Raw genomic sequence first — 26,702 nt, 5'->3', positions numbered from 1 at the left:
GTTACTTCGCCCCCTCGACCAGCGCGATGTAAGAAGCAGGCTCCAGACTAGCGCCGCCTACGAGAGCTCCGTCGATATCCGATTGGCCCATGTATTCCGCGACGTTGTTCGGCTTCACGCTGCCGCCGTATTGAATGCGTACCTTCGCTGCGACTTCCGCGCCGTACAATCCGCTGACGACGCTGCGGATATAAGCGATCGCTTCGTTCGCGTCCGTGGCCGTCGAAGACTTGCCGGTGCCGATCGCCCAGATCGGCTCGTAAGCGATAACGGTCTCGGCGACTTGCTCAGCCGTCAGGCCGGCCAGAGCCGCTTCCGTCTGAACGCGGTTCACTTCGTCCGTCTTGCCGGCTTCGCGCTCTTCGAGCTTCTCGCCGACGCACAGGATCGGAGTGATGCCGTGCTTGAACGCCGCATGCATCTTCTTGTTGACGGTCTCATCCGTCTCGCCAAAGTATTGGCGGCGCTCGGAGTGGCCGATGATGACGTAGTCCACGCCGAGATCCTTCAACATGACGCCGCTGATCTCGCCGGTGAACGCGCCGTTGTCTTCGAAGTGAAGGTTCTGCGCGCCGATCTTGATCGACGTGCCCTTCACCGCGGAGACGAGAGCCGGAAGGGCGATGTACGGAGCGCAGATGACGCTCTCGACGCCCGCTACTTCCGCCTTGCCCTTCACGTCAGCCACGAATGCGACAGCTTCCGGAACGGTCTTGAACATCTTCCAGTTGCCTGCAATAATCGGTGTTCTGCTCATGGGTTCAACCTCACTTATCGTTCAGTGCAACGACGCCTGGAAGAGCCTTGCCTTCCATGAATTCCAGGGAAGCGCCGCCGCCTGTAGAGATATGGTCCATCTTGTCTGCCAGGTTGAACTTCTCGACGGCCGCCGCGGAGTCGCCGCCGCCGATGACGGTGTAGCCGGCTGTCTCTGCGCAAGCTTGCGCTACCGCGCGAGTGCCGTTCGCGAAGTCGTCGACTTCGAATACGCCCATCGGTCCGTTCCAAACGATAAGATTGGAGTTCTTGATAACTTCCGCGTAGATCTCGCGGGTCTTCGGTCCGATATCGACGCCTTCCTTGTTGGAAGGAATTCCGTCGACTGCGACGATTTCGGCGTTAACGGCCGCTTTGAAGTCTTCCGATACAACGATATCGACCGGCAGATAGAGTTTCTTGCCGAGCTTCTTCGCCTTCTCGATGAATTCGAGGGTCAGGTCCAGCTTGGAATTGTCGCACAGCGACAAGCCGATCTCATTGCCTTGAGCCTTGAGGAACGTGTAGGACAGGCCGCCGCCGATCAGGATGTTGTCGGCGATCTCGATCATCTTGTTGATGACGTCGATCTTGTCCTTTACCTTGGAGCCGCCCACGATAGCGGTGAACGGACGCTCCGGATTGTTCAGAGCCTTGCCAAGAACGTCGAGCTCCTTCTCCATGAGGAGGCCGGATACGGCAGGCAGGAAGTGCGCGATGCCTTCGGTCGAAGCGTGAGCACGGTGAGCGGCGCCGAAAGCGTCGTTGACGAAGATGTCGGCCAGAGCGGCGAAAGCCTTCGCCAGTTCAGGATCGTTCTTCTCTTCGCCCGCGTAGAAGCGAACGTTCTCGAGCAACAGGACGTCGCCTTCGTTCAGAGCGGCTACCTTAGCTTCAACCGCAGCTCCGATGGCTTCGTCAGCCTTGGCTACCGGCTTGCCGAGCAGCTCGGACAGGCGAGCGGCAGCCGGAGTCAGGCGCAGCTCTTCGACGAATTGGCCGTTCGGACGGCCCAAGTGGCTCGCCAGAATGATCTTGGCACCCTTCTCGATAAGGAATTTGATCGTCGGCAGGGTCTCGCGGATGCGCGTGTCGTCGGTGATCGCGCCGTTCTCGAGAGGGACGTTGAAGTCTACGCGGACGAACACTTTCTTGCCTTTTACGTCGATATCGCGAATGCTCTTCTTGTTCATGGTAAGCTCTCCTCCTATAAGTTCGTATCTCAAGCAAAAACGCCAACGGCGTCAAGATGGCGCCGGAGAAGCTTTGCCTCGGTTATTCAGAAAGGGACAAAGGCGTAAGTAGCGTATTCTGAACAACTTATAAACGGCGTTAAAGAGGAGAACGTTCGTCTCCTCTTTAAGCGTTATTGGTTATAGATAGGGTTGAAGCGAGTCTTACAGGCCCTTGCTTGCGACGTACGCAGCCAGGTCTACGACGCGGTTGGAGTAGCCCCACTCGTTGTCGTACCAGGAGACAACCTTAACCATGTTGCCTTCAACAACCATCGTCGACAGAGCGTCGATCGTGGAGGAAGCAGGATCCGTGTTGTAGTCGCTCGATACGAGCGGCTCGTCGGAGTAGTTCAGAATGCCCTTCAGAGGACCTTCAGCTGCAGCCTTCAGAGCAGCGTTAACTTCTTCAACCGTTACGTTGACCTTCAGTTCAGCAACGAGGTCAGTTACGGATACGTTCTTCGTAGGTACGCGGAACGACATGCCGTTCAGCTTGCCCTTCAGCTCAGGCAGAACGAGGCCGATAGCCTTCGCTGCGCCCGTGGAGGAAGGAATGATGTTCTCAGCAGCGGCGCGAGCGCGACGCAGATCCTTGTGCGGAAGGTCGAGAACTTGTTGGTCGTTCGTGTAAGAGTGGATCGTCGTCATCATGCCCTTGACGATGCCGAATTGGTCGTTAAGAACCTTCGTGAACGGCGCGAGGCAGTTCGTCGTGCAAGAAGCGTTGGAGATGATCGTGTGGGAAGCAGCGTCGTACTTGTCTTCGTTAACGCCCAGAACGATCGTGATGTCTTCGTTCGTAGCCGGAGCGGAGATGATAACCTTCTTAGCGCCGCCCTTCAGGTGAAGTTCAGCCTTCTCCTTAGCCGTGAAGATACCCGTGGATTCAACGACGATCTCAGCGCCTACGGAAGCCCAAGGCAGGTTGCCCGGATCGCGCTCAGCGAATACCTTGATCGTCTTGCCGTTTACGATAAGCGCGCCTTCGCCAACTTCTACGGTTGCCTTCAGGCGGCCATGAGTAGTGTCATATTTAAGCAAATGAGCAAGCGTGCTTACGTCCGTCAGGTCGTTGATAGCAACTACTTCTACATTCGGGTTGTTCAAGGAAGCGCGGAATACGTTACGTCCGATACGACCAAAGCCGTTGATACCGATTTTAACACTCATGAATGGTTCCTCCTTGGAAATCTTTGTTTTATTTTGATCTATATCAGGCGCGGTAATGCGCCGAGATCACTGCGTAAGTTCCTTCTTTTCTTGACGCTCCCGTCAGACGTGCTTTAGAGCTTCCTCGGCCGCCGCCTCGTCCGTCACGAGAATATCGTCGTGTCCGAACTTCAATACCGCGGCAATGGCGCTTCCCTTGCTTCGGCCGCCGGCGAGCCCGATGACCGTTCTTGCGGCTTCGATGTCCTCGAGGTGCAGTCCGGCATTCGTCATGCGATGCATGACCTTGCCTTCGCGATTGAAGTAGTAGCCGAAAGCTTCGGCCAGAGCCCCGTCCTGCAGCAGCGCTTCGATCGTTTGCTCATCCAGCTTCCGTCTTCTTGCCATCGCGGAAGCGTCCCCGATGCCGTGAACGACGATCTGCGCCCGGCGGATCATATCCACGACTTCCCTCACGTTCGGTTCCATCATGATGGTCTGGTACGCTTCCTCGCTGAGGTGATCCGGCACGTGAAGCATCCGGGAGCGAGTTCCCGTCTTCTTGGCCAGCTCGGCGGCGATCGTGTTGGCTTGGTAATCCACGCTCTCCCCAAGTCCGCCTCTTGCCGGCACGAACCAATTGTCCTGGAGCGGAGAGGATACTTTGAAATGCGCGGCCATGCGGGCCATGGTCGTCCCGCCCATGACGGCGACGATGTCGCCCGGCGTGAGCGACTGGCTGAGAACCCGCCCTCCGATTCTTCCGATCTCCCTCTTCACCTCGTCCGAGACGTCCGAGTCTCCTGCAACGACGACGACCTTGCGCAAGCCGAACTTCGCGCGAACCGCTTCTTCAAGCTCCGAGAGACCGAACAGCTCTTTGACGAGGGGCTCCATCTCTTCGAGCAGATGCTTGCCGGCTTCGCTGAGCGTCATGCCGGCCGTTCCCGCTTCCAGCAGGCCTTGTTCCCGAAGCAGATCCAGCTCGGCTCGCAGCGTTCGCTCGGTAAGATCGAGATTCGCGGCAAGCGTGCGGCGCCCCATCGTGCCCGAGATCAGAATCCGGTGAAGGATATCGTATCTCTTCTTCATGACTTGGAGCACGTCAGGGACAAGCTTCTTCTGTACTTGCAGGATCTTGCTCATCGACTAGCTTCCCCCTATTGCCGATCCGATCGGCAAACTGCGGGCCGTAGGTCTGGACGTAATATGTCCCACCACATCCAATTAAGTCCCACACCATTATTTTAATGGAACTTACGCATTCACGCAATAGAGTTTTCAAATTATCGCCGATTCTTAAGCCCAGATTTCCCTTGCATCTTTCGCTTCTATCCACTATAATAACTTTTGCTGTCTCCTTCATTCTTCACTATGCGCCCGTGGTCCAAAGGATATGACGCAGGCCTCCGGAGCCTGAGATCGGGGTTCGATTCCCTGCGGGCGCGCCATTCAACTATCGACAGCCAAAGCAGCCGTATTCGCGGCTGCTTTTTTTGTTGCCTTCATCGGCTATTCCCCTACCTAGCTTCTCCGCGCGCCGAACGCCCGTCCACTCTTGGCTGCCCCTTTTCCCCCGTTGCCCGTTCTCCCCTCTCCTCCTTCTCCCTCTACCCCTTCTATAGAAGGGAATTCGTTTTGCCGCCTACAGTTTGACTTTCTTTGACTTTTGTTTGGGGATGGATTAGAATGGAGAAACCATAACCAACTGCTTCATTATTCAAGGAGGGATTGACGCATGAGCTTTGTCCCAATGGTCATTGAACAGAGTAACCGCGGAGAACGCGCCTACGACATTTATTCCCGTCTTCTCAAGGATCGAATCATTTTCCTCGGGACCGGGGTCAACGATGTCGTCGCCAACTCCATCATCGCCCAGATGCTATTCTTGGCCGCTGACGATCCGGAGAAGGATATCAGCCTCTACATCAACTCGCCCGGCGGCTCCATCACGGCCGGGATGGCCATCTACGATACCATGCAATTCATCAAGCCGGACGTCTCCACGATCTGCGTGGGCATGGCGGCTTCCATGGGAGCCTTCCTGCTCGCGGCAGGAGCCAAGGGCAAGCGTTACGCGCTCCCGAACAGCGAAGTCATGATCCATCAGCCGCTCGGCGGCGCGGAAGGACAAGCGAGCGATATCGAGATTCGCGCCCGCCGCATCCTGAAGATGCGCGACAAGCTGAACCGGATTCTGTCCGAGCGCACCGGGCAGCCGCTGGAGAAGATCGAGAAGGATACCGACCGCGACAACTTCATGGAAGCGGAAGTCGCTCGCGAGTACGGACTCGTGGATAAAGTCATCGAAAAGCTGTAACCAACGCAAAGCTCCTCCTCCGACAGCAAGAGTCGGAAGAGGAGCTTTTATCACATCATTCGATTCTTGTCAACACAAATTCAAAACTTTGAATCCCCCCTCTTCGAATTGGATGACCCATGGTACACTAGAAAATAGAAAGTACCATAAACAACCATATCTAGCTGTGGTCTAGAAATACCGCGAAGGGGGAACCCCCAATGAGTCGTCCATCCCAAACGATCCGCTTGGTATCTAGCAACAAGACACTGCAACCTGCTTACGCACCCAAGCAAGCTTCCGAAACCGAATATCCCGAGATGGTTGCCGCTAGGCAGCTGAGCGATAAAGCATCGCTGCTTCGCCCGCTTAAGGACGAGCATCTGCTGGAAGTTTACCGGGAAGCGAAGAGAATGAACCTGTCGCACGAATTCATCGAGCTTCTGGAAGATGCCATCGAGATGCGCCAACTGGAGCACCGGCTGAAGGCATAATCAAGCAGTACCGACAATATATATACTCGCGGGCTGGCAAGGCTCGTTCAATTTCGGTGAAGCAGGTGATCCTGCTTCACCTTATTATTTTTTTGGGCGCGTGATGGGATTAGACCGCAATCGATTAACGCCTGTTGATCTGTAACCCGATAGATTCGGTCCGGGGTCGGTTGCTCAGTTACTCAGTTGCTTAGTTGCTTAGTTGCTTAGTTACTCTTTCTCGCATTCGCCGAACTAGCCATATGCAACAGTTATAACAACCGCCTTAGATGCCGGTTTACATTAGCCCTATATGGAGGGTATGTGACAGGCAAGCGCCTCTAAGCGCATTGAACGTCACTTTGAAGCTCGCTGAACATTCGCCAATGACACGTTGTCACAGGCCGGCTCTGAAGGGCTTTGAAGGGCTTTTAAACTGGCCCGAACGTATCGACTCACCCGTTACTCGCTGCATGCGACACATCGACAGTTACTCGCCTATTCCGTACCGGCATGCGGCATACGGTTTGCGGCGTGCATTTACGGCTTCCACTTAGCGCTTACGTCTCGCCTATCCTGTATTCGGCCTATGACATACTGTTTGCGGCTTGCAGCAACGCTATTCCGCCGTTTGCTGCTTACGTCTAACGGAAATTTCAGCCCCTTAGCCACCCGAAATGAGCGGTTTTAAATTCTTACGGATATTAGCGACGCTTAGCTTGTATTTCAGCCTCGATTAGAGGGTTATTGATCATATAAGGGTCCGATATTTCCGTTAAAATCCAAAAGCACTCAATCTACGCCTTTAAGGGTCTCATATTTCCGTTAGAACTCGGTTTAAACATGTTAAGTCCGGCTAGAAAGATCAGTTAGCACGGTTGAAGACAGGTTTCGACTTGAAGAAGAGATTTCGCCAAGAAAACAGGTCTCGATAGAATTCATGCACGGCTAAAATACACAGCTAGCACGACTGCCGCCTAGAAGACAGGCTCTCCTGGCATTCAAGCACGACTAGAAAGACAGATTTCGCCTAGAAAACCGCCTCCAATGTAACGAAAGCATCATAACGAGCGATAAGCTCCGCTTTCCCGTCTGCCCCCCAGTCCCCAATCGAACTGGGGGGGCGTCGGTCGGGCAGATCAGCCTACTCTTATACAACAAGCGCCCCCGCCGGCTCTTCAGCCAACGGGGGCGCTCCCCTTTTTACTTCCTCGATGCCAAGTATGCGGAAGCTTGCGCATCCACTTCCGTCTTCACTTTCTCTACGCCTGCAGCCTTCATCTTGGAGACCAGGGTGTCGAACGACTTATCGACGTCCTTCACGGCTCCGATCGTCAGCGGCAGGAAGTATTGCGAAGCCACGTTCTTCAGGTTGGCGACTTCGGACCGGACCTTCTCGGAGTTGAACGAGAAGGCGACATAGGTGTCCGGAGCCAGGAAGCTCTTCATGTTGTTGTACAGATCGACGTAGTTATCCGTCCACGCAGCGTTCGGCTTGAAGTAGTCCTTGTCGACGAACCAGAAGCCGGCTGCATCCGGAGGATACGTGTTGGAATCCGACGTGACTCCTTCCGGCAGCGACAGCTTGCCGTCCGCGGTGAAGACGTAGTTCTTGCCTTCGATTCCGTAGTAAACGAGGTTGACGTAGGATTCGTCTCTCATGATCAGGTCGATCGCTTGCAGAGCGCGCTCCGGATTCTTGGAGTTGGCGGCGATCGCAAGGCCGTTGTTCAGCCAGCCGTTCGCAGGCGAGTGACCTTGCGGTCCGTTCTCCGCGAAGATGTACGTATCGATGCCCTTCTCCTTACATGCTGCGAGCGTCGCTTGGATGTCGTTCGAGTTGCCGAACGCCACGCCGGACTTGCCTTCGCAGAAGTTGTCCTTGGAGCGGACCTTGTTGGAGTACGGGTTCTTGTTGACGTAACCGGCGTCATACCACTTCTTCATGATGCCTGCGGCATACTTGAATGCGCTTTGAGCCGGCTCATCCCAGACGTTGAACGTCTTGCCCGAAGGGTCTTCCCAATCGGTGAATACGCCGACGGAGAGCGGGTCGCCCGAATCCAGCGGAGCCGCCTTGTAGGAGAACTTCTCGTTGACCAGGTTGTCGAACGGAGTCGGCAGGTCGTATTGGGAATCCAGGTTCAGCGGGATCATGTCCTTGTAATCCTTCTTGATCTCCGCCAGGTACGGCTCGATGTCGGAGAACTTGGAGATGCTCGTGATTCCGGCCTTATCCATGATGTCCTTGCGCAGCACGGCAACGTTGACCTTGCGGTCCGGCGTAACCGTCGGCAGCATGTATTGCTGGCCGTTTACCTTGGCCGCTTCATATGCGGCGGGGTCCTGCTTCTCGAAGTATTTCGGCATGTAAGTCTTCAAGAGGTCTTCCGTGATCGGATAGAACGCGCCCTTCGTCGCTTCGGAGACGTAGTAGTTCCAGTCTGCCGCATAGACGATGTCGACGTCTTCGCCCGATGCGAGCACCAGCGGATACTTGGAAGCGACGTCGCCCCAGCCGATGTAGTTCAGCTCGATCGTGGCGTTGATGTCCTTCTTCAGCTTCTCGTTCAGCTTGGTCAGAACTTCCGGCATTCCCTTAGGAGCTTCGCCGAGCAGGTACATGACGAGCTTAACTTCCTTGGAGTTGTCGATCTTGGATGCTTCCGAAGCCGATGCCGATGCCGACGGCGATGCCGAGGCAGACTCCGACGCCTTCTCGGAAGGGGCCGCGCTGCTGGCGGACGGGCTGGAGCTGCTGTTGTCGTTGTTGCCGCAAGCGGTCAGGACCATCGCGAACAACAGAACGAGAGCGAATACGGAAAGCATGCTTTTTCTCATGGCTTTCAATTGCTTAACCTCCCTATTTGTTTAATAGCTTAATGATTGCAAACTTCTATATAAATTCCGGACGGGCCGGAATCCATATCAGCCCTTGACGGCCCCTATCGTAATGCCGCTGACGAAGTACTTCTGGACGAACGGGAAGATCAGCACCATCGGCCCGGTCGCGATAACCGTCATCGCCAGCTTGAACGTCTCCTTCGGCGCATCCAGGTTCGTGACGTACTGAGACATCTGCGAGGAGAGGTTGATGGACGACAGCATCTTGTACAAGAGGTACTGCAGCGGAATGAGGTAGTCTTTATTCGTGAACATCATCGCCGTCCACCAATCGTTCCAGTAAGCGAGCGCCGTGAACAACCCGATGGATGCGAGCGCCGGCTTCGACAAGGGCAGGATCATCTGGAGGAAAATCCTCATGTCCCCCGCGCCGTCGATCTTGGCGGATTCGATGAGCGGCTCCGGCACGGCCCCCTTGATGAAGCTGCGAAGAATGAGAATATACATGACGTTAAACATCGGCACCAGGATCAGCACGTAATACGTGTTGGACAGGTGAAGATTGCGACTGAGCCAGATGTAGTAAGGAGCGAGTCCTCCGCTGAAGAGCGTCGTGAAGAACAGGAAGAAGGACAGCACGTTGCGGTACTTGAGCTCCTTGCGTCCGATCACGTAAGCGGCCATCGTCGAGACGAACAAGGAGATGACCGTCCCGATGACCGTGATCAGGATGGAGACCTTGTAGCCGTTCAGCACATCGTCCGGGTAACGGAAGATGTACCGGTACGCCTCCACCGAGAATTCCTTGGGCCAGAACCAGAAGCCTTCCTTCAGGACGGAGCCTTCGGAGGAGAAGGAGCCGGCCAACAGGACGATAAAAGGCAGCAGACAGACGAAGGCAATAATCGAGACGATCGTATAGGAGACCGCCGTGAAGGCCGGAGAAGACTTCAATTTGCTTTTTACCGCGATGTCGCTCATGGGCTCACCTGCTTTTTCTCAAGATTGGGGAATTAGAACAGCGCCTGTTCCTTGTCGTATCTGCGCACCAGCCAGTTCGCCGTCAGAATGATCACGAGAGTGAGCACCGATTGGTAGACCCCCACGGACGAAGACATTCCGAAGTCGGCGGAACCCATCAGGGAGCGGAACGCCAGCGTATCGATGATGTCCGTCGCGTCCATCAGGAGGCCGTTGTTGCCGATGAGCTGGTAGAACATATCGAATTCCCCGCGCATGATTCGGCCTAAGCCCAGCAGAATCAAGATAACCATGGTCGGCTTGAGGAGCGGCAGCGTTATGCGGGTAATCCTCTGGAAACGAGAAGCCCCGTCGATGGTAGCGGCTTCGTAAATCTCTTGATCGATCCCGACGATAGCGGCCAGGTAGAGCACGCTGCCGTAGCCGACCCATTTCCACACATACAGGAAAGGAAGGAGGAAGTACCAGTAGCTCGTCGTCGAATAAATATCGAGCGCCGCGATGCCGATGCTGTCCAGAATCCGATTGACGATTCCGTACTCGTAATTGAGGAAGTTGTAGACGAAGGCCGAAACGGTGACCCAGGAGATGAAGTAAGGGAGGAACATGAGCGTCTGCGACATCTTCTTGAACCACTTCTTCGTAATCTCCGAGATGAAGACCGCCGCGACGATGGAGAAGAACGTGTAGCACCCCAGGAAAATAACGTTGTAGATGATGGTGTTGCGGGTAACGAGCCAGGCTTTGCCCGACGAGAAGAAATAATCGAAGTTGTCAAAGCCGTTCCAGGGGCTTCCGAAGATGCCTTCGCGATAGTTGAATTCCTTGAAGGCCATGACGATGCCCGCCATCGGGATGTACGAGAAGAAAATATAATAGATGGCAATCGGCGCGAACATGAGATAGAGAACCTTGTTCGTAGCGAGGTCTCTTAAGAAGCCGTTCCGCTTCTTTCTCCCGATATTCGCCGCCGTTGCCGCAGCCGTTGCTTCCGTGTTCGTTTGCAACCTTCTCACCTTCCTTATGCCGCTATCCAGCGATCTGAACTCTCTCTATTTCCATCATAGAGAAAGCGGATTCAGCGACATATGGGGAAAAGTTACGATCTTCTTCGTTTTCTTATGGTACCGCTTTCTTCAGCGCAGCAGTTGGCGGGAGCCGCAGGCGCACGCTTGTCCCTCCCCCCGGCTCGCTCTCGAAGCCGACGCCGTACTGCATTCCGTACGCCAGCTGCAGCCGCTCCTGAATATTGCGAAGACCGTAGCCGCCCGAGGCATGGTCGCTTCCTCCCGCCAAGATCCGATCCATTCGTTCCGGGCTCATGCCGACCCCGTCGTCCTCCACGACAAGGAACGTTCCGGTATGATCGGAGAACGCCGAGATGCGAATCGTTCCCGCTTCCTCGTCTTTCTCCATGATTCCATGCAGAATGGCATTCTCGACGATCGGCTGCAGAATGATCTTGGGCACCTCAAGGTCGTAAAGCTCGCTCGGCACCTCGACGTCCAGCCGCACCCCTCCGCCGAACCTCATGTTCTGGATTCGCACATAAGCCTGAATATGCATCAGCTCGTTCTCCAGCGGGACGATCTCCCGGCCGTTGGACAGGCTGAGCTTGTAGAAGATCGCAAGCTCCTCGACCACCTTGGAGATGTCCTTCGCGCCGCTCTCGATCGCCATGATGTTGATGAGATCCAGCGTATTGTATAGAAAATGCGGATTGATCTGTGACTGGAGCGCCTTCAGCTCCTTGTTCTTGACCTCGCGGCCGAGCGTGTAGGTCTCCTCCATCAGGCCGGAGATATCCTTGACCATCACGTTGATGCTGTGCGTCAGCTCCCCGATCTCATCCTCGTTGGCGGGCAGCGGCTCCAGGTTGAAGTTGCCTTTTCTCACCTTTCTGACATGTACGATCAGCCTGCGAATACGCTTGGTTGCCGACGCGGCGACCAGATAGGATACCGGGAATACGAGCGGAACGACCATGAGGAAAATCGAGATGAGCCGGTTGCGCGCTTTGTCCGTCGCATGCAGAACGTCGGTATAGGGGACGATGAGAGCGACCTTCATGTCGGTATGGGGAATCGCCTGCACGCCGAACAAGAAGCGCTTCGCCCCGAGGCTTAAGTTATCGTTCCAGTAGTTATCCTCGTCATAGGTCGCCGGGTGATGGTTCAGCATGTCGAAGAGCTCCTCCTTGGAATAGGGGAAGCCGCTCGAATGACTCAGAATCTGTCCTTGATCGTTAAAGAGCACGGCGGACGCGTTGACCGTAAGAATCGCATGATCCAGCACGGACTGCATGGCGCTCTGCTTCACCTGGGCGCGGACGATGCCGTCGAACTCCTGGATGTTGTGGGCGTTCGGTATCTTGCGAAGAATATTTACCTGGCTGCTCTCGGAGGCAATCCCGTTATCCAAAGATGAGGAAGGAATCCAGACGTATGCGGAATGGGAAGCCGCGAACTTCTTGAACCAATCCGTCTCCTCGACGTTGCCCATGTTCAGGTAGTCCGGATTCTCCGCCGCCGAGGCGAGTCCGGCTTTCATGTACAGCTGGATCGTGGCGATATCGTCGTTGTTGCGGTACCGGTTCAGCAGCTTCGCCAGAGAATTCGCGTCGGTACCCCAGAGGTTCACGTCCTCGTACTTCCGCGGGTCCTCGCTGACATTCGCTTGAACCAGGTCGTTGAACGCGATGAAGTTGACCACTTCCATGATCGCCTGCGCTTTGAATTCCAGATAGGACTTCGTCTCGTCCAGCATCTTGTGAGAGGAGTAGAGCATCTGATCCTTGTTCTCTCTCTGCGTCAGGTTGATATGAATAAATAGCAGCAGCAGAAAAGGAATGCAGATGACGAGAAGGTACGAAGCGAACAGCTTATGGCGAATGCCGAGGTTATCCAGCCGTCGGAAGAATCTCTTGATCATCGGGCCATCTTCTCCCTGTACTCGGTTGGAGTCATGCCGGACGCGCGCTTGAAGAAGGTCGTGAAGTAATTCGCGTCGGCGAAGCCCAATCGAACCGCCACCTCGAACAGCTTCAGCTCCTTCTCGCGAAGCAGCTCCTTGGCCCGCTCCAGCCGGACCTCCGTGATGTATTCCTTGATCGTCGTGCCCCGTTGCTTCTTGAAGTACGAGCACAGGTAAGTCTCGCTAAGCCCGACGTTGTCGGCGATGGACCGGATCGTGAAGCCTTTCTCCGGGAAGTGGGCATGAATGTAGCGCACGATCTCCCGAAGCTTGCCCGTCGATTCCTCCCCGCCCTGCCGCAGATCGGAGAAGGGCTCCAGGAAGGACAGTACGTACTCCTCCAGCGCCTTCAGGTTGGGACGGCGGTGGATCTCCCGCCAGATATAGCGGCGCTCGGCATCTCCGGATTGCTCCGTAATCCCCTCCTGCGCGGCCGCGTCCATGATCGTGAGAAGGTATTGGAAGTACGTATTGATGAGCCGCATGAGATCCGAATCCGGATGGCGGTAAGCATGCAAGGTCCAATTCTGAATAATGGAGCGAGCCTCTTGAAGCTCTCCTCGCTTCAGGTGCTCGCGAAGCCGGCGGTTCGCTTCCCAGTCGATGTCCAAGGCGGCCGTCGGCGAGAGGGTCTCGGCGAAGATCGGGACTTGGCCGTTCGTGTAATACTGCATCTGTCCGGCCTGGAACGCCGATTTATAGGCTTGCGGAAGATCCTCCAGATTCTTGGCGGCGACGCCGATGCCGAACGGGATTTGGATCTTGCTTCCCGCCAGCTCGCGCACCCGGTCGATCAGTTGATCGATCGCCTCCCGCCCTTCCCTATAGCTGCTGCCGTAGGCGCCGGGAACGATTAGCACGAGCCAGTTGAACGAGTCGAAGCCGCACAGTCCCTTCCGCGACAGCAGGAGCGGGTCGGCATTCAGCTGGAGCAGCAGCCGCTCTTGGACGGATGTCGGGTCGTCCGGGAGCTCCGAATCGTTCCAAAACAGCGCGGCGCATAGCGTCGTATAGGGTCCCTCCTGCGGAAGCAGGAATGTCTCCCGGCTCTGAAGGGCCGGAAGGACATGCGGCGAGTCCGGGACGGTGATGAGCTTGCGAACCATCTCCTGCCGAAGGAAGGGAAGACTGCTGTCGAAGCCGGCCTGCAGACGCTGCTCTTCGGCACGCTTCTTCCGATCCTCCTGAACGAGCTTTACCGCGCTGGCGACGGCTTCCCGAACCTCTTCGAGATTGATCGGCTTTTCGATATATGTAAGCGCCTTCAAATTTATCGCGGATTTTAGATACTCTTTGTCCGAGAACCCGCTCAGGAAGATGATCTGGCTGGCTGGCGCCAGCTCCCGGTAGTGAGTGGCGAACTCGATCCCGTTCATCTTCGGCATGCGGACGTCGCAGAGCACGACGTCGGGGATCCATTCCCGCGCCAGTTCCAATGCGGCGATGCCGTTGCGGGCCGTCTTCACCTCGTCAATCTCCAGCTCCTCCCAAGGAATGAAGCCGGATAGCAGCTCTCTCGTTCTCACTTCGTCATCCACGATTAGCAGCTTCATAGGAAGCCTCCTTGAACCTCAAGTCAAATAGTCAATTCGAACGAATCAAGTCTAGCATCGTGAATTTCCAATCTCGGGAGTATGTCCTATTATCTCATGGCCCCGCATATTTTCAAGCTTGTGTTAACGCCTCCCCGTAAGCTATGATGGATGGATATTTACCCACTGGAGACATTACAGCTATGAGAATACGAGATTGGGATCTTAACCTGAGAATTCGACTTGTCGGCGAATCCGCCACGAATATAAGCTTCTGGATCTTCTTTCCTTATCTAACCATTTATTTCTCCGAAGCCCTGGGCAAAGGAACGGCCGGCCTGCTGCTCGTCTGCTCCCAGATCATCTCCGTCTTCGCCAATCTTCTCGGAGGCTATTGCGCCGATCGCTTTGGCCGCAAGAGAATGATGATCGTTTCCGCGATCGGCCAAGGAATCGGATACGGGGCGTTCGCCTTGGCGGCCGCCCCTTGGATCGACCTTCCGCTTCTGGGGTTCGCCGGCTTCTCCTTCGCCAGCATATCCAGTTCCATGTACTGGCCCGCCAGCCAAGCGATGGTCGCGGACGTCGTCGAAGAGAAGCATCAGAATCAGGTGTTCGCCACCTTCTACGCCGTGCAGAACTTCTCGGTCGTCGTCGGCCCGTTGATCGGCTCCATCCTCTTCATGGAGCACCCGTCTGCGGTGCTGCTGACGACAAGCTTGCTCTGCTTCTCCTTATCGGCGGTGCTGGCGATCCGGCTGACGGAGACTCTCTCTCCGGAACAGCAAGAGACGAAGCGCAAAGACAATTCCGTCCTGAAGGCGATCAAGTCTCAGATCAAAGACTACCGCGTCATCGTTACCGACCGCGTCTTCATGCTCTTCATCATCGCGGGGGTGTTGGTCGCCCAGACGTTCATGCAGCTGGATCTGCTGTTCCCGGTATACTTAAACGAGACCATCGACACCGTCAGCATGCATATCGGCGGCTGGCAAGAAGCATTTACCGGCGAGAAGCTGTTCGGGGTGCTCGTCTCCGAGAACGGCCTGCTCGTGGTGCTGTTCACCGTGCTCGTGACGAAGTGGATGGATAAGTACAAGGACCGTTACGTCTTCATGGGGACCGCCATCGTTTATGCCGCGAGCATCTTCCTCTTCGGCCAGGTGAACTCGGTAGTCGGCCTCGTCCTCGTCATGGCGCTCTTCACCTTCGCCGAGTTGATGGCTACCGGTCCTCAGCAGGCGTTCGTCGCCCGGCTTGCCCCGGACGACATGAGAGGCCAGTACTTCGCGGCCTCCAGCCTGAAGTTTACGCTCGGGAGGACGATCGCTCCGCTGTCCGTCCCGCTTAGCGCGGCGATCGGCTACCCCTGGACGTTCGGCATTCTGACGGCGCTGTCCCTATTCGCCGCCGCCATCTATTACTGGATGTTCGAACAATACGAGAAGAGCCTCTGAACACAAACAAGAGGGGTATCGGATATTGAATCCGGTACCCCTCTTGTTTGTTCGCTTATTTCATCGCATATTGGACCGTCACGCTGGCGTTGACCTCGATCTGGCCGCTCTGGATCGAAGTCGATGCCGCGGCGTCGCTCGCCATCATCTTCGCGTTCGCGAAGCTCGTCTCGATAACCGGAATCGGCGCGGCGTTTCCTTGAACGATGTTCAGTACTTCGCCCACCTGCTTCTTGGCGGAGCTCGCCAGGACGGACGCCTTCGCGTCGGCGTTCGCCATCGCCTTCTTCAGGGCTTCGAGCTCATATTGATCCTGCTTCTCCGTCCCGAATTGAACGCCGTTCATGCGGTTCGCACCGGCTGCGGTCAGAGCGTCCAGCAGCGAGCCGATATCCGCCAGCTTGCGGTACGAGATTCTGAGGGAATGATTCGCGATATAACCCTTAAGCACCTGGCCTTCATTCTGCGTATAGTTGTATTCCGGCTGCACATCGAAGCTGACCGTCTGTACGTCCTGCTTGCTCAGTCCGTACGTCGTATACAGCACTTTCTCTACCGCTGCGAACTTCGTCGCGTTCGCTTGCTGGGCAGTCTTCGCGTCCGCCCCTCTCGTCTCTACCGCGACGTTCACGTAAGCGATATCCGGCTCTACCTTGATCGAGCCTTCCGCTCCCACCGTAATCGTGTTCTGAACCGACGTCGTCTCTGCAGACACTGGCTTCACCTCTCCGCGCCCTCCGAATCCGATCCAGCCGACAAGCATAATCGCTACCGCGACGGCAGCTGCCTGCAACCCCTTTTTGCCCATTGCCCACACACCTTTCTCCTGTTTGTCTACTCGACGCAGAGGGTTCCCGGAAAGTTGCAAGTTATTCGGGCGAGGAGCAAAAATCTTCCACAAGAAGATGGCTGGACGGACTTTCCCTACTCCTATTCGTAAGTCATAAGCTTAAGCAGAAATGCAAAAAGCCCCCTTCCGGGAGCTTTAAGCCGTTGGCTGCTTTATTGGTTCTCGAGCTCTTCTTTGCTGACTAGTTGGACTAAAGCGGTTACAGCTTGCTCTGCATCCGAACCTTCGGCGCTAATGTTTACCTCGGTACCCGAGCTGATCGCTAGGCTCATGATTCCCATGATGCTCTTGGCGTTAACCTTCTTGTCGTCCTTCTCCACGAAGACATCGGAGGAGAATTTATTGGCTTCTTGAACGAATAAAGCCGCCGGTCTGGCGTGAAGCCCCGTCTTAAGCCGAACAACCACCGGCTGTTTCGTCATGGAACGGATACCCCCAATCTTTGTTCATCACGTGTTTGGTCTATCGTCTATTATACATTGTTAAATGGTGTAACGCCATACGCTTATGCTCCGCCGTTCCGGATTTTTTCAGCCCATTCGTCGATTTTGCGGAGACGGTGGTTTACCCCGGACTTGCTGACCTGCCCCTTGAGCATGTCGCCGACTTCCTTCAGATTCAGGTCGGGATGCTTGAGGCGAACCTCCGCGACTTCCCGCAGCTTGTCGGGAAGGTTCTCCAGCCCGACTTCCTTCTCCAGAAGCTTGATATTATCGATCTGCCGGACGGCGGCTCCGATCGTCTTGTTCAGGTTGGCGGTCTCGCAGTTGACGATGCGGTTCACGGAGTTGCGCATGTCCCGCATGATTCGAACGTCCTCGAACTTGAACAAGGCCTGGTGAGCTCCGATAATGCTGAGGAATTCGATGATCTTCTCGCCTTCCTTGATGTAGAGGATAAAGCCCTTCTTCCGCTCGATGAATCGGGCGTTCAAATTGAACTTGTTGGCCAGCTCCACCAGCGCTTGGCAATGCTCCTCGTACATCGAAGCGATCTCCAGATGGTAGGACGAGCCCTCGGGATTGTTGACCGAACCCCCGGCAAGGAAGGCTCCCCTCAGATAAGCCCGCTTGCAGCACGGCTTGCGGACCAGCTCCTTGTCGATTGACGATTGGAACTGGAAGCCCTCGCTCGTAATGGCCAATTCCTTAAGGAGCATCTCGACGCCGACGGGAACCCGCACGATGTAGACGTTGTTCTTCTTGAGACGCATCTTCTTCCGCACCAGAAGCTCGGTAGGAACGGGATAATGGCACTTCAGAAGCGTGTACATCCGCCTTGCGATCGCCGCGTTCTCTGTCGAGATGTCCAGGACGATCCGCTTATTCGTCAACTGCACGGAGCCGTTCATCCGGATGAGAGCGGATAGCTCTGCCTTCTCGCAGCACGGCTCCGCCTCGATCATGGTTAACTCTTTCTTGGTATGAGCTGCGAAGGACATCCGCCCTCACCCCTTTCTCTTCTTCCAATCGACCACCAATTGATAAATATGATTGCTTAGCTTCGCGGCGTCGTGGCGCAGGTAGGTTCGGAACAGCACCAGATTGTCCGCGATTACCTGATAGCTTCTGCGAGCGACCTCGTCCATATCCAGATGAACCGCCGTAGAGCCTTGCTCCGCATACATCTGATGAACCTGGGCCGGAATCTCGCCGTCGTTCACGATCACGTAGTCGAACAACTGATGGCCGATATGGGCATGAACCGCGTCGACATGATCGGTAACCGAGTAATTGTCCGTTTCTCCCGGCTGCGTCATGACGTTGCACACGAATATTTTCACCGCGTTGGACTTCAAGATCGCATCGGCAAGCTTGGGAACGAGCAGGTTCGGGATAATGCTTGTATAAAGGGAACCCGGCCCCATAAGAATGGCGTCCGCCTGCTGGATGGCCTCGATCGCTTCCGGGAGAGGCTCGACGTGCTCGGGCTCGATGAACACCCGCTTAATGGCGACCCCCGCCTTCGGAATGGACGATTCTCCGACTACGATGCTGCCGTCGGCCATCTCCGCTTTTAACAAGATCGCCTGGTTCGCCGCGGGAAGAACCCTTCCTCGCACGGCCAGAACGCGGCTAAGCTCGCGAATCCCGGTCACGAAATCGCCGGAGATGTCGGTCATCGCGGCCAGAATCAGATTGCCCAGGCTATGGCCGGCCAGACCCGTGCCGTTGTTGAACCGGTAGCTCAACATGTCCGCCAGCAGCGGCTCCGCATCGGCCAGCGCCGTGATCACGTTGCGAATATCTCCCGGAGGGGGCATCTGCAGCTCTTCTCTCAGAATGCCGGAGCTGCCGCCATCATCGGCCACCGTTACGACGGCTGTGATGTCCAGCGCCTTCTGCTTTAAGCCCCGGAGCATGACCGACAGCCCCGTTCCTCCTCCGATGACGACAATGCGCGGCGTCTCCGCCTGGGAAGTCCCGGATGGTTTCGGAGTCATTGCCTCACCTCACCCATGAAGTTCGCGGTCGGAATCCCGGTGGCTGACGCGCACCTTCTCCGTCTCGCTGGAGCCCAGCATTCTTCCCAGATACTCGGCGATGGCGACCGAGCGATGCTTGCCTCCGGTACAGCCGATGCCGATGACGACCTGGCTTTTGCCTTCCTTGTGGTACAGCGGAATGAGATATTGGAGCATGTCGAGAAGCTTGGAGAGGAACGTCTGCGTCTCCGGCCACTTCATGACATAATCGTAAACCTCCGCGTTCTGCCCCGTCTTCGGACGCAGCGTCTCCACGTAATGCGGATTCGGCAGGAACCGCACGTCGAAGATCAGGTCGGCATCGATCGGAATGCCGTACTTGAATCCGAAGGAAGTGATGTTGATCGAGATCGAGCTCCGATCCATGTTGGAGAACCGGGAGACGATTCTCTCCTTCAGCTGCGCCGGCTTCAGGTTGCTCGTATCGATAACCTGAGTCGCCCATCCCTTCAGATCCTCAAGCAGCTTCCGCTCGTTCTGGATCCCTTCCAGCGGCATGCCCTCCAGAGCCAGCGGATGGCGGCGCCTGCTCTCCTTATATCGTTGAACAAGCACCGAGTCGGTCGCGTCCAGGAACAGAATCTCGTTATGAATCGTGAAGTGCTCGCGAATATAATTAAGCGACTCCGACAAGGCGGTGAAGAATTCCCGGCCGCGCAGGTCGATCACGAGAGCAACCTTGCCGATCCTTCCCTGCGACTGGTCGATCAATTCGGCGAATTTAGGAATAAGAACGGGGGGCAGATTGTCGACGCAGAAGTAGCCCAGGTCCTCCATGCTCTGCACCGCTATGGTCTTGCCTGCGCCGGACATCCCCGTGATGATGACCAGCGTCGGCTTGGATGCGATCGAGTCCATTCTGTCTCCTCCAATTACAAGCAATGAGATAAATAATGTTAAGCCTTATCCATTCGGTTGCGTCATGTCAAAAGCGCCTGTCCGTCGGAAGGCCGACGAAGCAGGCGCTCTCCATTATGCCCGAAGGAACAATCCCGCCGCTCCTACGATGCCGGCGTTATTCCCAAGCTCCGCTGCGACGATATCCACGCCCGCCGAGGCCGATTCCGGCGCCAGCTTGACGAAGACGGCGCGGATCTGCTCGAACAAGTACTCTCCGGCCTTGCTCACTCCGCCTCCGATAATGAAGCGCTGCGGGTTCGTGACGACCGCGACGGCCGCCATCGACTTGCCGAGGTAGAAGGCCGCGCGGCTGATGATGCGCTGCGCCGCCTCGTCCCCTGCCTTCGCCGCGTCGAATACTTCCTTCGCCGCGATGTCCGGGACAAGCGAGAGCGACGTCCGATCGCCGCGTTCTACCGCATCCTTAGCCATCCGGATGATTCCCGTAGCGGAAGAGACGGTCTCGAGGCATCCCATGCGGCCGCAGCCGCACTGGATCGCTTCCAGATCGGGAACGACGGACATGTGGCCCAGTTCGCCCGCCATGCCGCTGAAGCCCTCGAGCAGTCGGCCGTTCACGATAATGCCGCCGCCGACGCCCGTTCCGAGCGTGTAGCAGACGCAATGATCGACGCCTCGGCCGGCTCCTCCCCATACTTCTCCCAGCGCTGCCACGTTGGCGTCGTTGCTGATCTTGATCGGCTTGCCGAGCTTCTCCTCCATGATCATCTTGACCGGCACGTTCCGGAAAGGAAGGTTCGGGGAGAAGTCGATGATCCCGTTCGGGATGTCCAAGAAGCCGGGAATGCCGATACCGACACCCTGAATGGCTTCCCATTCGTCGGAACCCTGAGAAACGAGCTCCTTCACATAGGCCGCGATGTTATTAAGTACGGCATCCGCTCCTTGGTCCGCATGGGTCGGACCTTCGAAGGTGCGAAGCAGCTCCCCTTCGGCATTGCACAAACCGATCTTGATGGCGGTACCGCCCAGATCGACGCCAACATACAAAGCTTGAGACATAATTGTAGACACCTCGGATAGATAATGATATCGGTACAGCAGCTGCGAACGTCATTCGCTTCGGCGCTTAGCCGAGCGTCTGGCTCCAGTCGTGAACGGCAGAGCTCTCCAGGAACCTCTCGCAATCGAGGGCCGCCATGCAGCCGCTGCCCGCAGCGGTAATCGCCTGACGGTACTTCGTGTCCTGCACGTCTCCGCAAGCGAATACTCCTTCGATGCTCGTCTCGGAAGAGCCCGGCTTCGTGACGATGTAGCCATGCTCATCGGTCTCGACCTGGCCGCCCAGGAACTTCGTGTTCGGCGTATGGCCGATGGCGACGAATACGCCATGGGCTTCGATGACTTCCTCTTGACCGGTTGCGTTGTTAAACACCTTGAGGCCGGTAACGCCTTGATCGTTCGCGACGACTTCGAGCGGCGTGCGATTGAGCCCCAAGCTTACCTTCGGGTTCTCCTTCACGCGGTCCTGCATGATCTTCGACGCGCGAAGCTCGTCGCGGCGATGAACGAGAGTCAGGTCGGAGGCGAAGCGAGTCAGGAAGTTCGCTTCCTCCATCGCGGAATCGCCGCCGCCGACGACGACGATCTTCTTGTTGCGGAAGAAGAAGCCGTCGCAGGTCGCGCAGGTGCTGACGCCTCGTCCCACGTTGTCCTTCTCGCCGGGAATGCCAAGGTATTTAGCCGAAGCGCCTGTCGAGATGATAAGCGTCTCCGCCTGCAGCTTCTCTCCGCCTTCCAGATCCAAGGTGAACGGTCTCTTCGACAGATCCACCGAGTTGATCCAGCCCGTGCGGAACTCGGCGCCGAATCGTTCCGCTTGCTTGCGCATATTCGCCATCAGGTCCGGACCCATGATGCCTTCCGGGAAGCCCGGGAAATTCTCGACTTCCGTCGTCGTCGTCAATTGGCCGCCCGGTTCCGGTCCTTCGATGACGAGCGGATTCAGATTGGCTCGAGCCAAGTAGATGGCTGCCGTAAGTCCGGCAGGTCCCGTTCCGATTACAATGCTTTTGAACATGGGGTCTCTCTCCTTCTGGGTAGGCCGCTTAAACGCCGCTTTGGACGTTTATCTCGCGTTGCCGTGATTCTTGAATGGCCTTTCTTCTTGCCTATGCCGCCTATTACGCCTATTACGCCTATTACGCCAGTCGAGCCGAACTCAACGGCGCTTGAACTGTAATCATTATTCTAACAGTATATACGAATATCGACAAGCTAGGTTCCATCCCGCTTCTTATAGCTGGGGAATCGTCAGGGACTGCTTCATCTTCTCCCGAATGCCGCAAGCCTCGTCGATTCGATTCACATAGCGGCTGATGCTCGCTTGCGAAGCTTCGTAGCGGGCAACCAGATCGGTGTACGTGATCGCCTGCCGATGCATCTTCGCCGTCCAATATTCCAACGCGGCCGCCCAGCCGGACGACTTGTTCAGCTTCGGAACGTCCGGATAGACCCGCGAGAGGTAGTCCACCCACAGCGTCATCATGTCGTGCTGCTGGACGACGTCGTAACGCCCCGCCATCTGCTCCATCGCTTTCTCCAGAACCGCCTGCCAGGTGCTGTCCCAGACGGGCAGCCTGGGAGCCTTGCGCTTCGCTTCCAGCGTCACCATGCGACCGCCGAACTGAACGTGGAGGGCCTCGTTCAAGCCGATCGACCTCAGAACGAGAACGGCGACGCGCTTCAGCTCGTCTTCCTCCTTCGGATCGATCAGGAAGGCCTTGAGCGCTTCGATGACCTCTTGGTCCGCCACGAGACCGAGCGCTTGGATGACTTGAGCCTTCGTCCGGTTGTCCCCATGACGAAGCGCCCAGAAGAAAGAGGAACGAATCAGCGGATCCTGCTTGAGCGCTCCAGGCACCAGCTCCGGAGCGTTCGCCCACTTCCGGAACTGCTCGTCGAAGGGAAGATGATAGTGGTAATGCGTTGGCGGCGACTCTTCGAGGGTTCTCATCTTCTGCAGCTTCTGCAGATAGAAGGCCGGCACTTCCGATTCGCGATCCAGGCGTTCCGCCTGCTGCCAGTGCCGCTCCGCATCGTCGAACCGCCCGATGTTCGCCGCGGCCACGGCAGCGAAGTGATGCAGGCTGGGCTCGCCGGTCAGCTCTCCCGAGCGCAGAAGCCGGCGGAAGTGCCGATAAGCATGCCCGTGTTCGCCAACGATGCCGAGCGTCGTGGACAGCTTGAAGACGTGCTCCGGATGGAAAGGAACCGTCTTGAGCAGAAGCCCCAGCAGCGAGCGAAGCTCCTCCTGCATGTTCGAATGCTGATAGAAAATCGCCAGGTTGCACAAGGCGTGCAGGTTGCCCGGCTCGACCTCCAGCACCTCGCGGATCGTATGGATCGACTTGTCGAACAACCCCATATAGTAGTATGCCAATCCCAGATTATTACGTGCGGCCAGAAAATCGGGCTGGCGCTCGATAATTTCTTCCAATAGGCGGACCGCTTCCGCGAAGTGTCCCGCTTCGAGCAGCTCGCGAGCCTTATCGTGAGCGTAGATATTCTCTTTGGACTTGATCGTCGTCAGCTTGGTCGGCCGATGCAGCTCATACCGAAAAAGCTCGAGAAGCTCGTCGGCCTCGTCGAGGAATTGGCCTTCTTCGTCCTTCTCCAGGTAGTGAACGAGGGCTTTCTCCGCATCCTCGTACTTCTCCATGTTGGCGAAGTTGTTCGCGAGATAGTAGTAGCATTCGGTCATCGAAGGATCGACTCGTTCGAGAACGGTCTTCAGAACGTCATTCGATTCCTCGTAGCGCCCCATCTCCGAGAGAATGCCCGCCATGTTGCAGTGGTTGACGGGGTTGTTCGGCTCGTACTCGACCGCGCGGCGGAAGTACTTCAGTGCCTTGTCGTAATGAAACCGATCCAGCGATTGAACCGCCCGTTCGAAGAAGAACGTGGCATCCAGAGAGAAGGGAATGACTTTCTTGCGCCGATTCTTGACCGCGTGCTTACGTTGGTTCACCCGCAAGGCACCTCCCCGGTTGTAGTGAATGGTATCCGATCTGTTCAGGCTCCGGCTTCGCCGGATGCGTCAACCCGATTATAACACAGCGTTCTCCATCCATAAAACAAAATCCCCATATCCGTCCCAGCCCCGTCTCGGCGGCGGCACGCAAAAAGCCCCCGGTGCCTCTTCGCTTCGGGAAGAGGACCCGAGGGCGGGGTCGCCGCCGCAACCGTCTCGAGCTTCTTAAACGCCGTTGTCCTTGAAAAGGGTGCTGATGGAGCCGCCTTCCATGATGATGCGGATGGCTTCGGCCAGCATCGGCGCAACGGACAGCGTCTTGAATCGGGAAGAGCAAGAGGATGGCACCGCGATGGAATCCGTCACGACGACTTCCCGAATGTTCGGGTGATCCAGCTTCTTGATAGCGTCGCCCGAGAACAGGGGATGGGTCGCGCAGACGAAGACGTCCTCGGCTCCCCGCTCCTTCAAGCCTTCGACTACGTTCACGATCGTCGTGCCGGTGTCGATCAAGTCTTCGATAATGATCGGCGTACGGCCCGCTACATCCCCGATAACGTGGGTGATGACGGACTCGTTATGCGCCGGACGCTTCTTGATCATAATGGCGAACGGAGAATCCAGATGGTTCGCCAGCTTCTCCGCGGTAGACGCGCGGCCGGCATCCGGCGAGACGATAACCGGATGGGTGATATTCTTCGCCTTCAAGTAATCGCTTAGAAGATCCAGCGCGGTCAAGTGGTCCACCGGTATATTAAAGAACCCTTGAATGGCGGCTGCATGCAGATCGATCGTCACGATCCGATTCGCGCCCACCGTCGTCAGAACGTCCGCCACCATCTTGGCCGAGATCGGCTCGCGCGGCGCGGCCTTGCGTTCCTGCCTGGCGTAGCCGTAGTAAGGCAGAACGATGTTGATCGTTCTGGCCGACGCCCGCTTGGCGGCATCGATCATGACCAGCAGCTCCACGAAAAATTCGTTGATCGGATGAGACAAGGATTGTACGAGGAAGACGTCGCAGTTGCGGATCGTCTCTTCGTAGTGAACATACACTTCCCCGCTCTTGAAACGGGAAAGCTTGATTTTCCCAAGCGGCAAACCCAATTGATGCGCGATGTTCTCCGCCAGAATCGGGTTGGAACTTCCCGAGAAAATACGAAGCTTGCTGCTGCTGTACATGAGCCCCTCCAAAAGTTCAATCAATTAAGTACAAATAAATGCGATATTTATCACAATCAGATTATATTATACAACAGTCGACATGCAACTTAAAAAGCGCATCTTGCCCGAAAGCTGGTCAATTATTGGCAAAAACGCGAAAATTCGACGCCAAGCGGCGCCGAATTCACTCGAATGCTTCAATTTTTCTTCGTCGGCTTGCGGTGACGGAATTCGAGCTCCGCCAGCACGTCGTCGAACGGAATTCTCTGCTGGCGCAGAAGCACCATCAGATGGAAGATCAGGTCCGCCGCTTCGCTGCGGATCTCCTGCTTGTCCTCGTTCTTGCCGCCGATGATGACCTCGGCCGTCTCTTCCCCGATCTTCTTCAGGATCTTGTCGAGGCCTTTCTCGAACAGGTATGTCGTGTAGGAGCCTTCCGGACGCTCGGCTTCCCGCTTCGCGATCGTCTCTTCCAGCCCGCTGAGCGGCGCGAAACGGTCCGCAGTTGGAAGCTTCTCCTCCGGAAGCTCCCCGTTCGCGTCGCGATAGAAGCAGGTATAAGCTCCCGTGTGGCAGGCCGGACCGTTCGGAACGACTTGGACGAGCAGCGTGTCTCCGTCGCAATCGTAGCGCAGGGAGACGATCTTCTGCGTGTTGCCGCTGGTTCCGCCCTTATGCCACAGCTCGCTGCGAGAACGGCTCCAGAACCAGGTCTCCCCGCTGTCGAGGGACAGCTTCAGCGACTCCTGGTTCATGTAAGCCAGCATCAAGACTTCCTTGCTTACGGCGTCCTGAACGATAGCCGGAACGAGCCCTTCCGCGCTCCACTTGATCTCATCGATAAGCTTCGTTGTCATCTGACATTCACTCCTTGTGCCCGAAGAGTATCCTTGACCTCCCGGACGGTTACTTCCTTGTAGTGGAAAATGCTTGCGGCAAGCCCGGCATCCGCCTGCCCTTGCGCGAAGACGTCGACGAAATGTCCGGCATTGCCCGCCCCTCCGGAGGCGATGACCGGTATGCCTACGCTGCCGGATACCGCCGAAGTGAGCTTCAGGTCGAAGCCGTCCTTCGTTCCGTCCGCGTCCATGCTGGTCAGCAGCAGTTCTCCCGCTCCTCTGCGCTCCGCTTCCTTCGCCCATTCCAACGCCCGGATGCCGGTCGGGTTGCGGCCGCCATGCGTGAACACTTCCCATTCTCCCCATTCGGAGTTGAACTTCGCGTCGATCGCGACGACGATGCATTGCGCTCCGAAGATCTTCGAGCCTTCGCTGATCAGATCCGGGTGGCGAATCGCCGCCGTGTTGATGCCGATCTTATCGGCTCCCGCGCGAAGCAGCCGCTTCATGTCGTCCGTCGACGAGATGCCTCCGCCCACCGTGAACGGGATCGTGATCTCTCCCGCCGTGCGACGCACGACCTCGATCATCGTCGCCCGGCCTTCGACCGAGGCGGAGATATCCAGGAACACGAGTTCGTCGGCGCCTTCGCGGTCGTAGATCGCCGCGAGCTCCACCGGATCGCCGGCGTCCCTCAGATTGACGAAGTTAACGCCCTTCACGACGCGTCCGTCCTTCACGTCGAGGCAAGGGATAATTCTCTTGGCTAGCATG

Annotated in this window: 23 protein-coding genes and 1 tRNA gene; 4 read left to right on the top strand and 20 right to left on the bottom strand. The window is 56.6% G+C overall.

Annotated elements, in window-relative coordinates; translation table 11 throughout:
* Nucleotide 1: 1 nt before the first annotated feature.
* The 4 genes from tpiA to ELR57_RS17420 form a co-directional block, all read right to left on the bottom strand.
* Nucleotides 2-757 (bottom strand): triose-phosphate isomerase, encoded by a 756-nt coding sequence (gene tpiA / locus ELR57_RS17435; protein ID WP_126960367.1) that lies wholly within the window; start codon nt 755-757, stop codon nt 2-4.
* Between the two features lie 10 nt (nt 758-767).
* The gene (locus ELR57_RS17430; protein ID WP_126960366.1) at nt 768-1,949 is read right to left on the bottom strand and encodes a phosphoglycerate kinase; all 1,182 of its coding nucleotides are present in this window, start codon (nt 1,947-1,949) and stop codon (nt 768-770) included.
* A gap of 204 nt (nt 1,950-2,153) precedes the next feature.
* Complete coding sequence (gene gap, locus ELR57_RS17425) at nt 2,154-3,161, bottom strand: type I glyceraldehyde-3-phosphate dehydrogenase (RefSeq protein ID WP_126960365.1); 1,008 nt, start codon at nt 3,159-3,161, stop codon at nt 2,154-2,156.
* A gap of 102 nt (nt 3,162-3,263) precedes the next feature.
* Complete coding sequence (locus ELR57_RS17420; protein ID WP_126960364.1) at nt 3,264-4,286, bottom strand: sugar-binding transcriptional regulator; 1,023 nt, start codon at nt 4,284-4,286, stop codon at nt 3,264-3,266.
* A gap of 230 nt (nt 4,287-4,516) precedes the next feature.
* Between ELR57_RS17420 and ELR57_RS17415 the strand changes: the two genes are divergently transcribed.
* From ELR57_RS17415 to sda, 3 genes are all read left to right on the top strand, one after another.
* A tRNA-Arg gene (locus ELR57_RS17415) sits at nt 4,517-4,591 on the top strand.
* Between the two features lie 287 nt (nt 4,592-4,878).
* Nucleotides 4,879-5,460, top strand: a complete 582-nt coding sequence (clpP, locus tag ELR57_RS17410) for an ATP-dependent Clp endopeptidase proteolytic subunit ClpP (protein WP_126960363.1) — start codon at nt 4,879-4,881, stop codon at nt 5,458-5,460.
* 200 nt (nt 5,461-5,660) lie between these two features.
* A complete protein-coding gene (gene sda / locus ELR57_RS28335) occupies nt 5,661-5,933 on the top strand; it encodes a sporulation histidine kinase inhibitor Sda (RefSeq protein WP_238162578.1) in 273 nt (90 codons plus the stop codon).
* A 1,182-nt stretch (nt 5,934-7,115) separates the two neighbouring features.
* Here the strand turns inward: sda and ELR57_RS17400 are convergent.
* The 5 genes from ELR57_RS17400 to ELR57_RS17380 all read right to left on the bottom strand — a co-directional run bounded on the left by ELR57_RS17400 (nt 7,116) and on the right by ELR57_RS17380 (nt 14,263).
* Nucleotides 7,116-8,753 carry a DUF3502 domain-containing protein gene (locus tag ELR57_RS17400; RefSeq protein ID WP_126960578.1) on the bottom strand — a complete coding sequence of 546 codons (1,638 nt, stop codon included), beginning with the start codon at nt 8,751-8,753 and terminating at the stop codon, nt 7,116-7,118.
* A gap of 87 nt (nt 8,754-8,840) precedes the next feature.
* Nucleotides 8,841-9,737 carry a carbohydrate ABC transporter permease gene (locus ELR57_RS17395; protein WP_126960362.1) on the bottom strand — a complete coding sequence of 299 codons (897 nt, stop codon included), beginning with the start codon at nt 9,735-9,737 and terminating at the stop codon, nt 8,841-8,843.
* 32 nt (nt 9,738-9,769) lie between these two features.
* Nucleotides 9,770-10,636 (bottom strand): ABC transporter permease, encoded by an 867-nt coding sequence (locus tag ELR57_RS17390; protein ID WP_126960577.1) that lies wholly within the window; start codon nt 10,634-10,636, stop codon nt 9,770-9,772.
* Nucleotides 10,637-10,856: 220 nt separating this feature from the next.
* Nucleotides 10,857-12,668, bottom strand: coding sequence for a sensor histidine kinase (locus tag ELR57_RS17385; RefSeq protein ID WP_126960361.1), 1,812 nt, complete (start codon nt 12,666-12,668; stop codon nt 10,857-10,859).
* Entirely contained in the window at nt 12,665-14,263 is a 1,599-nt protein-coding gene (locus ELR57_RS17380) for a helix-turn-helix domain-containing protein (RefSeq protein WP_126960360.1), read from the bottom strand. Before ELR57_RS17380 ends, ELR57_RS17385 begins: the two co-directional genes overlap by 4 nt.
* A gap of 182 nt (nt 14,264-14,445) precedes the next feature.
* On the opposite strand from ELR57_RS17380, the gene ELR57_RS17375 reads away from it, so the two are divergent.
* On the top strand, nt 14,446-15,699 hold the full coding sequence (locus ELR57_RS17375) for an MDR family MFS transporter (RefSeq protein ID WP_126960359.1): 1,254 nt from the start codon (nt 14,446-14,448) through the stop codon (nt 15,697-15,699).
* Nucleotides 15,700-15,754: 55 nt separating this feature from the next.
* On the opposite strand, the gene ELR57_RS17370 is transcribed toward ELR57_RS17375, so the two are convergent.
* The 11 genes from ELR57_RS17370 to hisF all read right to left on the bottom strand — a co-directional run bounded on the left by ELR57_RS17370 (nt 15,755) and on the right by hisF (nt 26,701).
* Nucleotides 15,755-16,507, bottom strand: coding sequence for an SIMPL domain-containing protein (locus tag ELR57_RS17370; RefSeq protein ID WP_126960358.1), 753 nt, complete (start codon nt 16,505-16,507; stop codon nt 15,755-15,757).
* A gap of 194 nt (nt 16,508-16,701) precedes the next feature.
* Entirely contained in the window at nt 16,702-16,971 is a 270-nt protein-coding gene (locus ELR57_RS17365) for an HPr family phosphocarrier protein (protein WP_126960357.1), read from the bottom strand.
* Nucleotides 16,972-17,054: 83 nt separating this feature from the next.
* A complete protein-coding gene (gene whiA / locus ELR57_RS17360; RefSeq protein WP_126960356.1) occupies nt 17,055-17,990 on the bottom strand; it encodes a DNA-binding protein WhiA in 936 nt (311 codons plus the stop codon).
* Between the two features lie 6 nt (nt 17,991-17,996).
* Nucleotides 17,997-18,992 carry a gluconeogenesis factor YvcK family protein gene (locus ELR57_RS17355; RefSeq protein WP_126960355.1) on the bottom strand — a complete coding sequence of 332 codons (996 nt, stop codon included), beginning with the start codon at nt 18,990-18,992 and terminating at the stop codon, nt 17,997-17,999.
* A 9-nt stretch (nt 18,993-19,001) separates the two neighbouring features.
* Nucleotides 19,002-19,892: an RNase adapter RapZ gene (gene rapZ / locus ELR57_RS17350; protein ID WP_126960354.1), complete on the bottom strand. Its 891-nt coding sequence runs from the start codon at nt 19,890-19,892 to the stop codon at nt 19,002-19,004.
* Between the two features lie 114 nt (nt 19,893-20,006).
* The gene (locus ELR57_RS17345; protein WP_126960353.1) at nt 20,007-20,957 is read right to left on the bottom strand and encodes an ROK family glucokinase; all 951 of its coding nucleotides are present in this window, start codon (nt 20,955-20,957) and stop codon (nt 20,007-20,009) included.
* A 67-nt stretch (nt 20,958-21,024) separates the two neighbouring features.
* Nucleotides 21,025-21,975, bottom strand: coding sequence for a thioredoxin-disulfide reductase (gene trxB / locus ELR57_RS17340; RefSeq protein WP_126960352.1), 951 nt, complete (start codon nt 21,973-21,975; stop codon nt 21,025-21,027).
* Nucleotides 21,976-22,191: 216 nt separating this feature from the next.
* Complete coding sequence (locus ELR57_RS17335) at nt 22,192-23,925, bottom strand: tetratricopeptide repeat protein (RefSeq protein ID WP_126960351.1); 1,734 nt, start codon at nt 23,923-23,925, stop codon at nt 22,192-22,194.
* Nucleotides 23,926-24,153: 228 nt separating this feature from the next.
* On the bottom strand, nt 24,154-25,107 hold the full coding sequence (locus tag ELR57_RS17330) for a ribose-phosphate diphosphokinase (RefSeq protein ID WP_126960350.1): 954 nt from the start codon (nt 25,105-25,107) through the stop codon (nt 24,154-24,156).
* Nucleotides 25,108-25,286: 179 nt separating this feature from the next.
* Nucleotides 25,287-25,946, bottom strand: coding sequence for a bifunctional phosphoribosyl-AMP cyclohydrolase/phosphoribosyl-ATP diphosphatase HisIE (gene hisIE, locus ELR57_RS17325; protein WP_126960349.1), 660 nt, complete (start codon nt 25,944-25,946; stop codon nt 25,287-25,289).
* Nucleotides 25,943-26,701 (bottom strand): imidazole glycerol phosphate synthase subunit HisF, encoded by a 759-nt coding sequence (gene hisF / locus ELR57_RS17320; RefSeq protein ID WP_126960348.1) that lies wholly within the window; start codon nt 26,699-26,701, stop codon nt 25,943-25,945. Before hisF ends, hisIE begins: the two co-directional genes overlap by 4 nt.
* Between the last annotated feature and the right edge of the window lies 1 nt (nt 26,702).

Origin of the sequence: Cohnella sp. AR92 (assembly GCF_003990975.1) — a bacterium.
Lineage (GTDB): Bacteria > Bacillota > Bacilli > Paenibacillales > Paenibacillaceae > Cohnella.
This window is presented reverse-complemented; position numbering and strand designations above follow the sequence as displayed.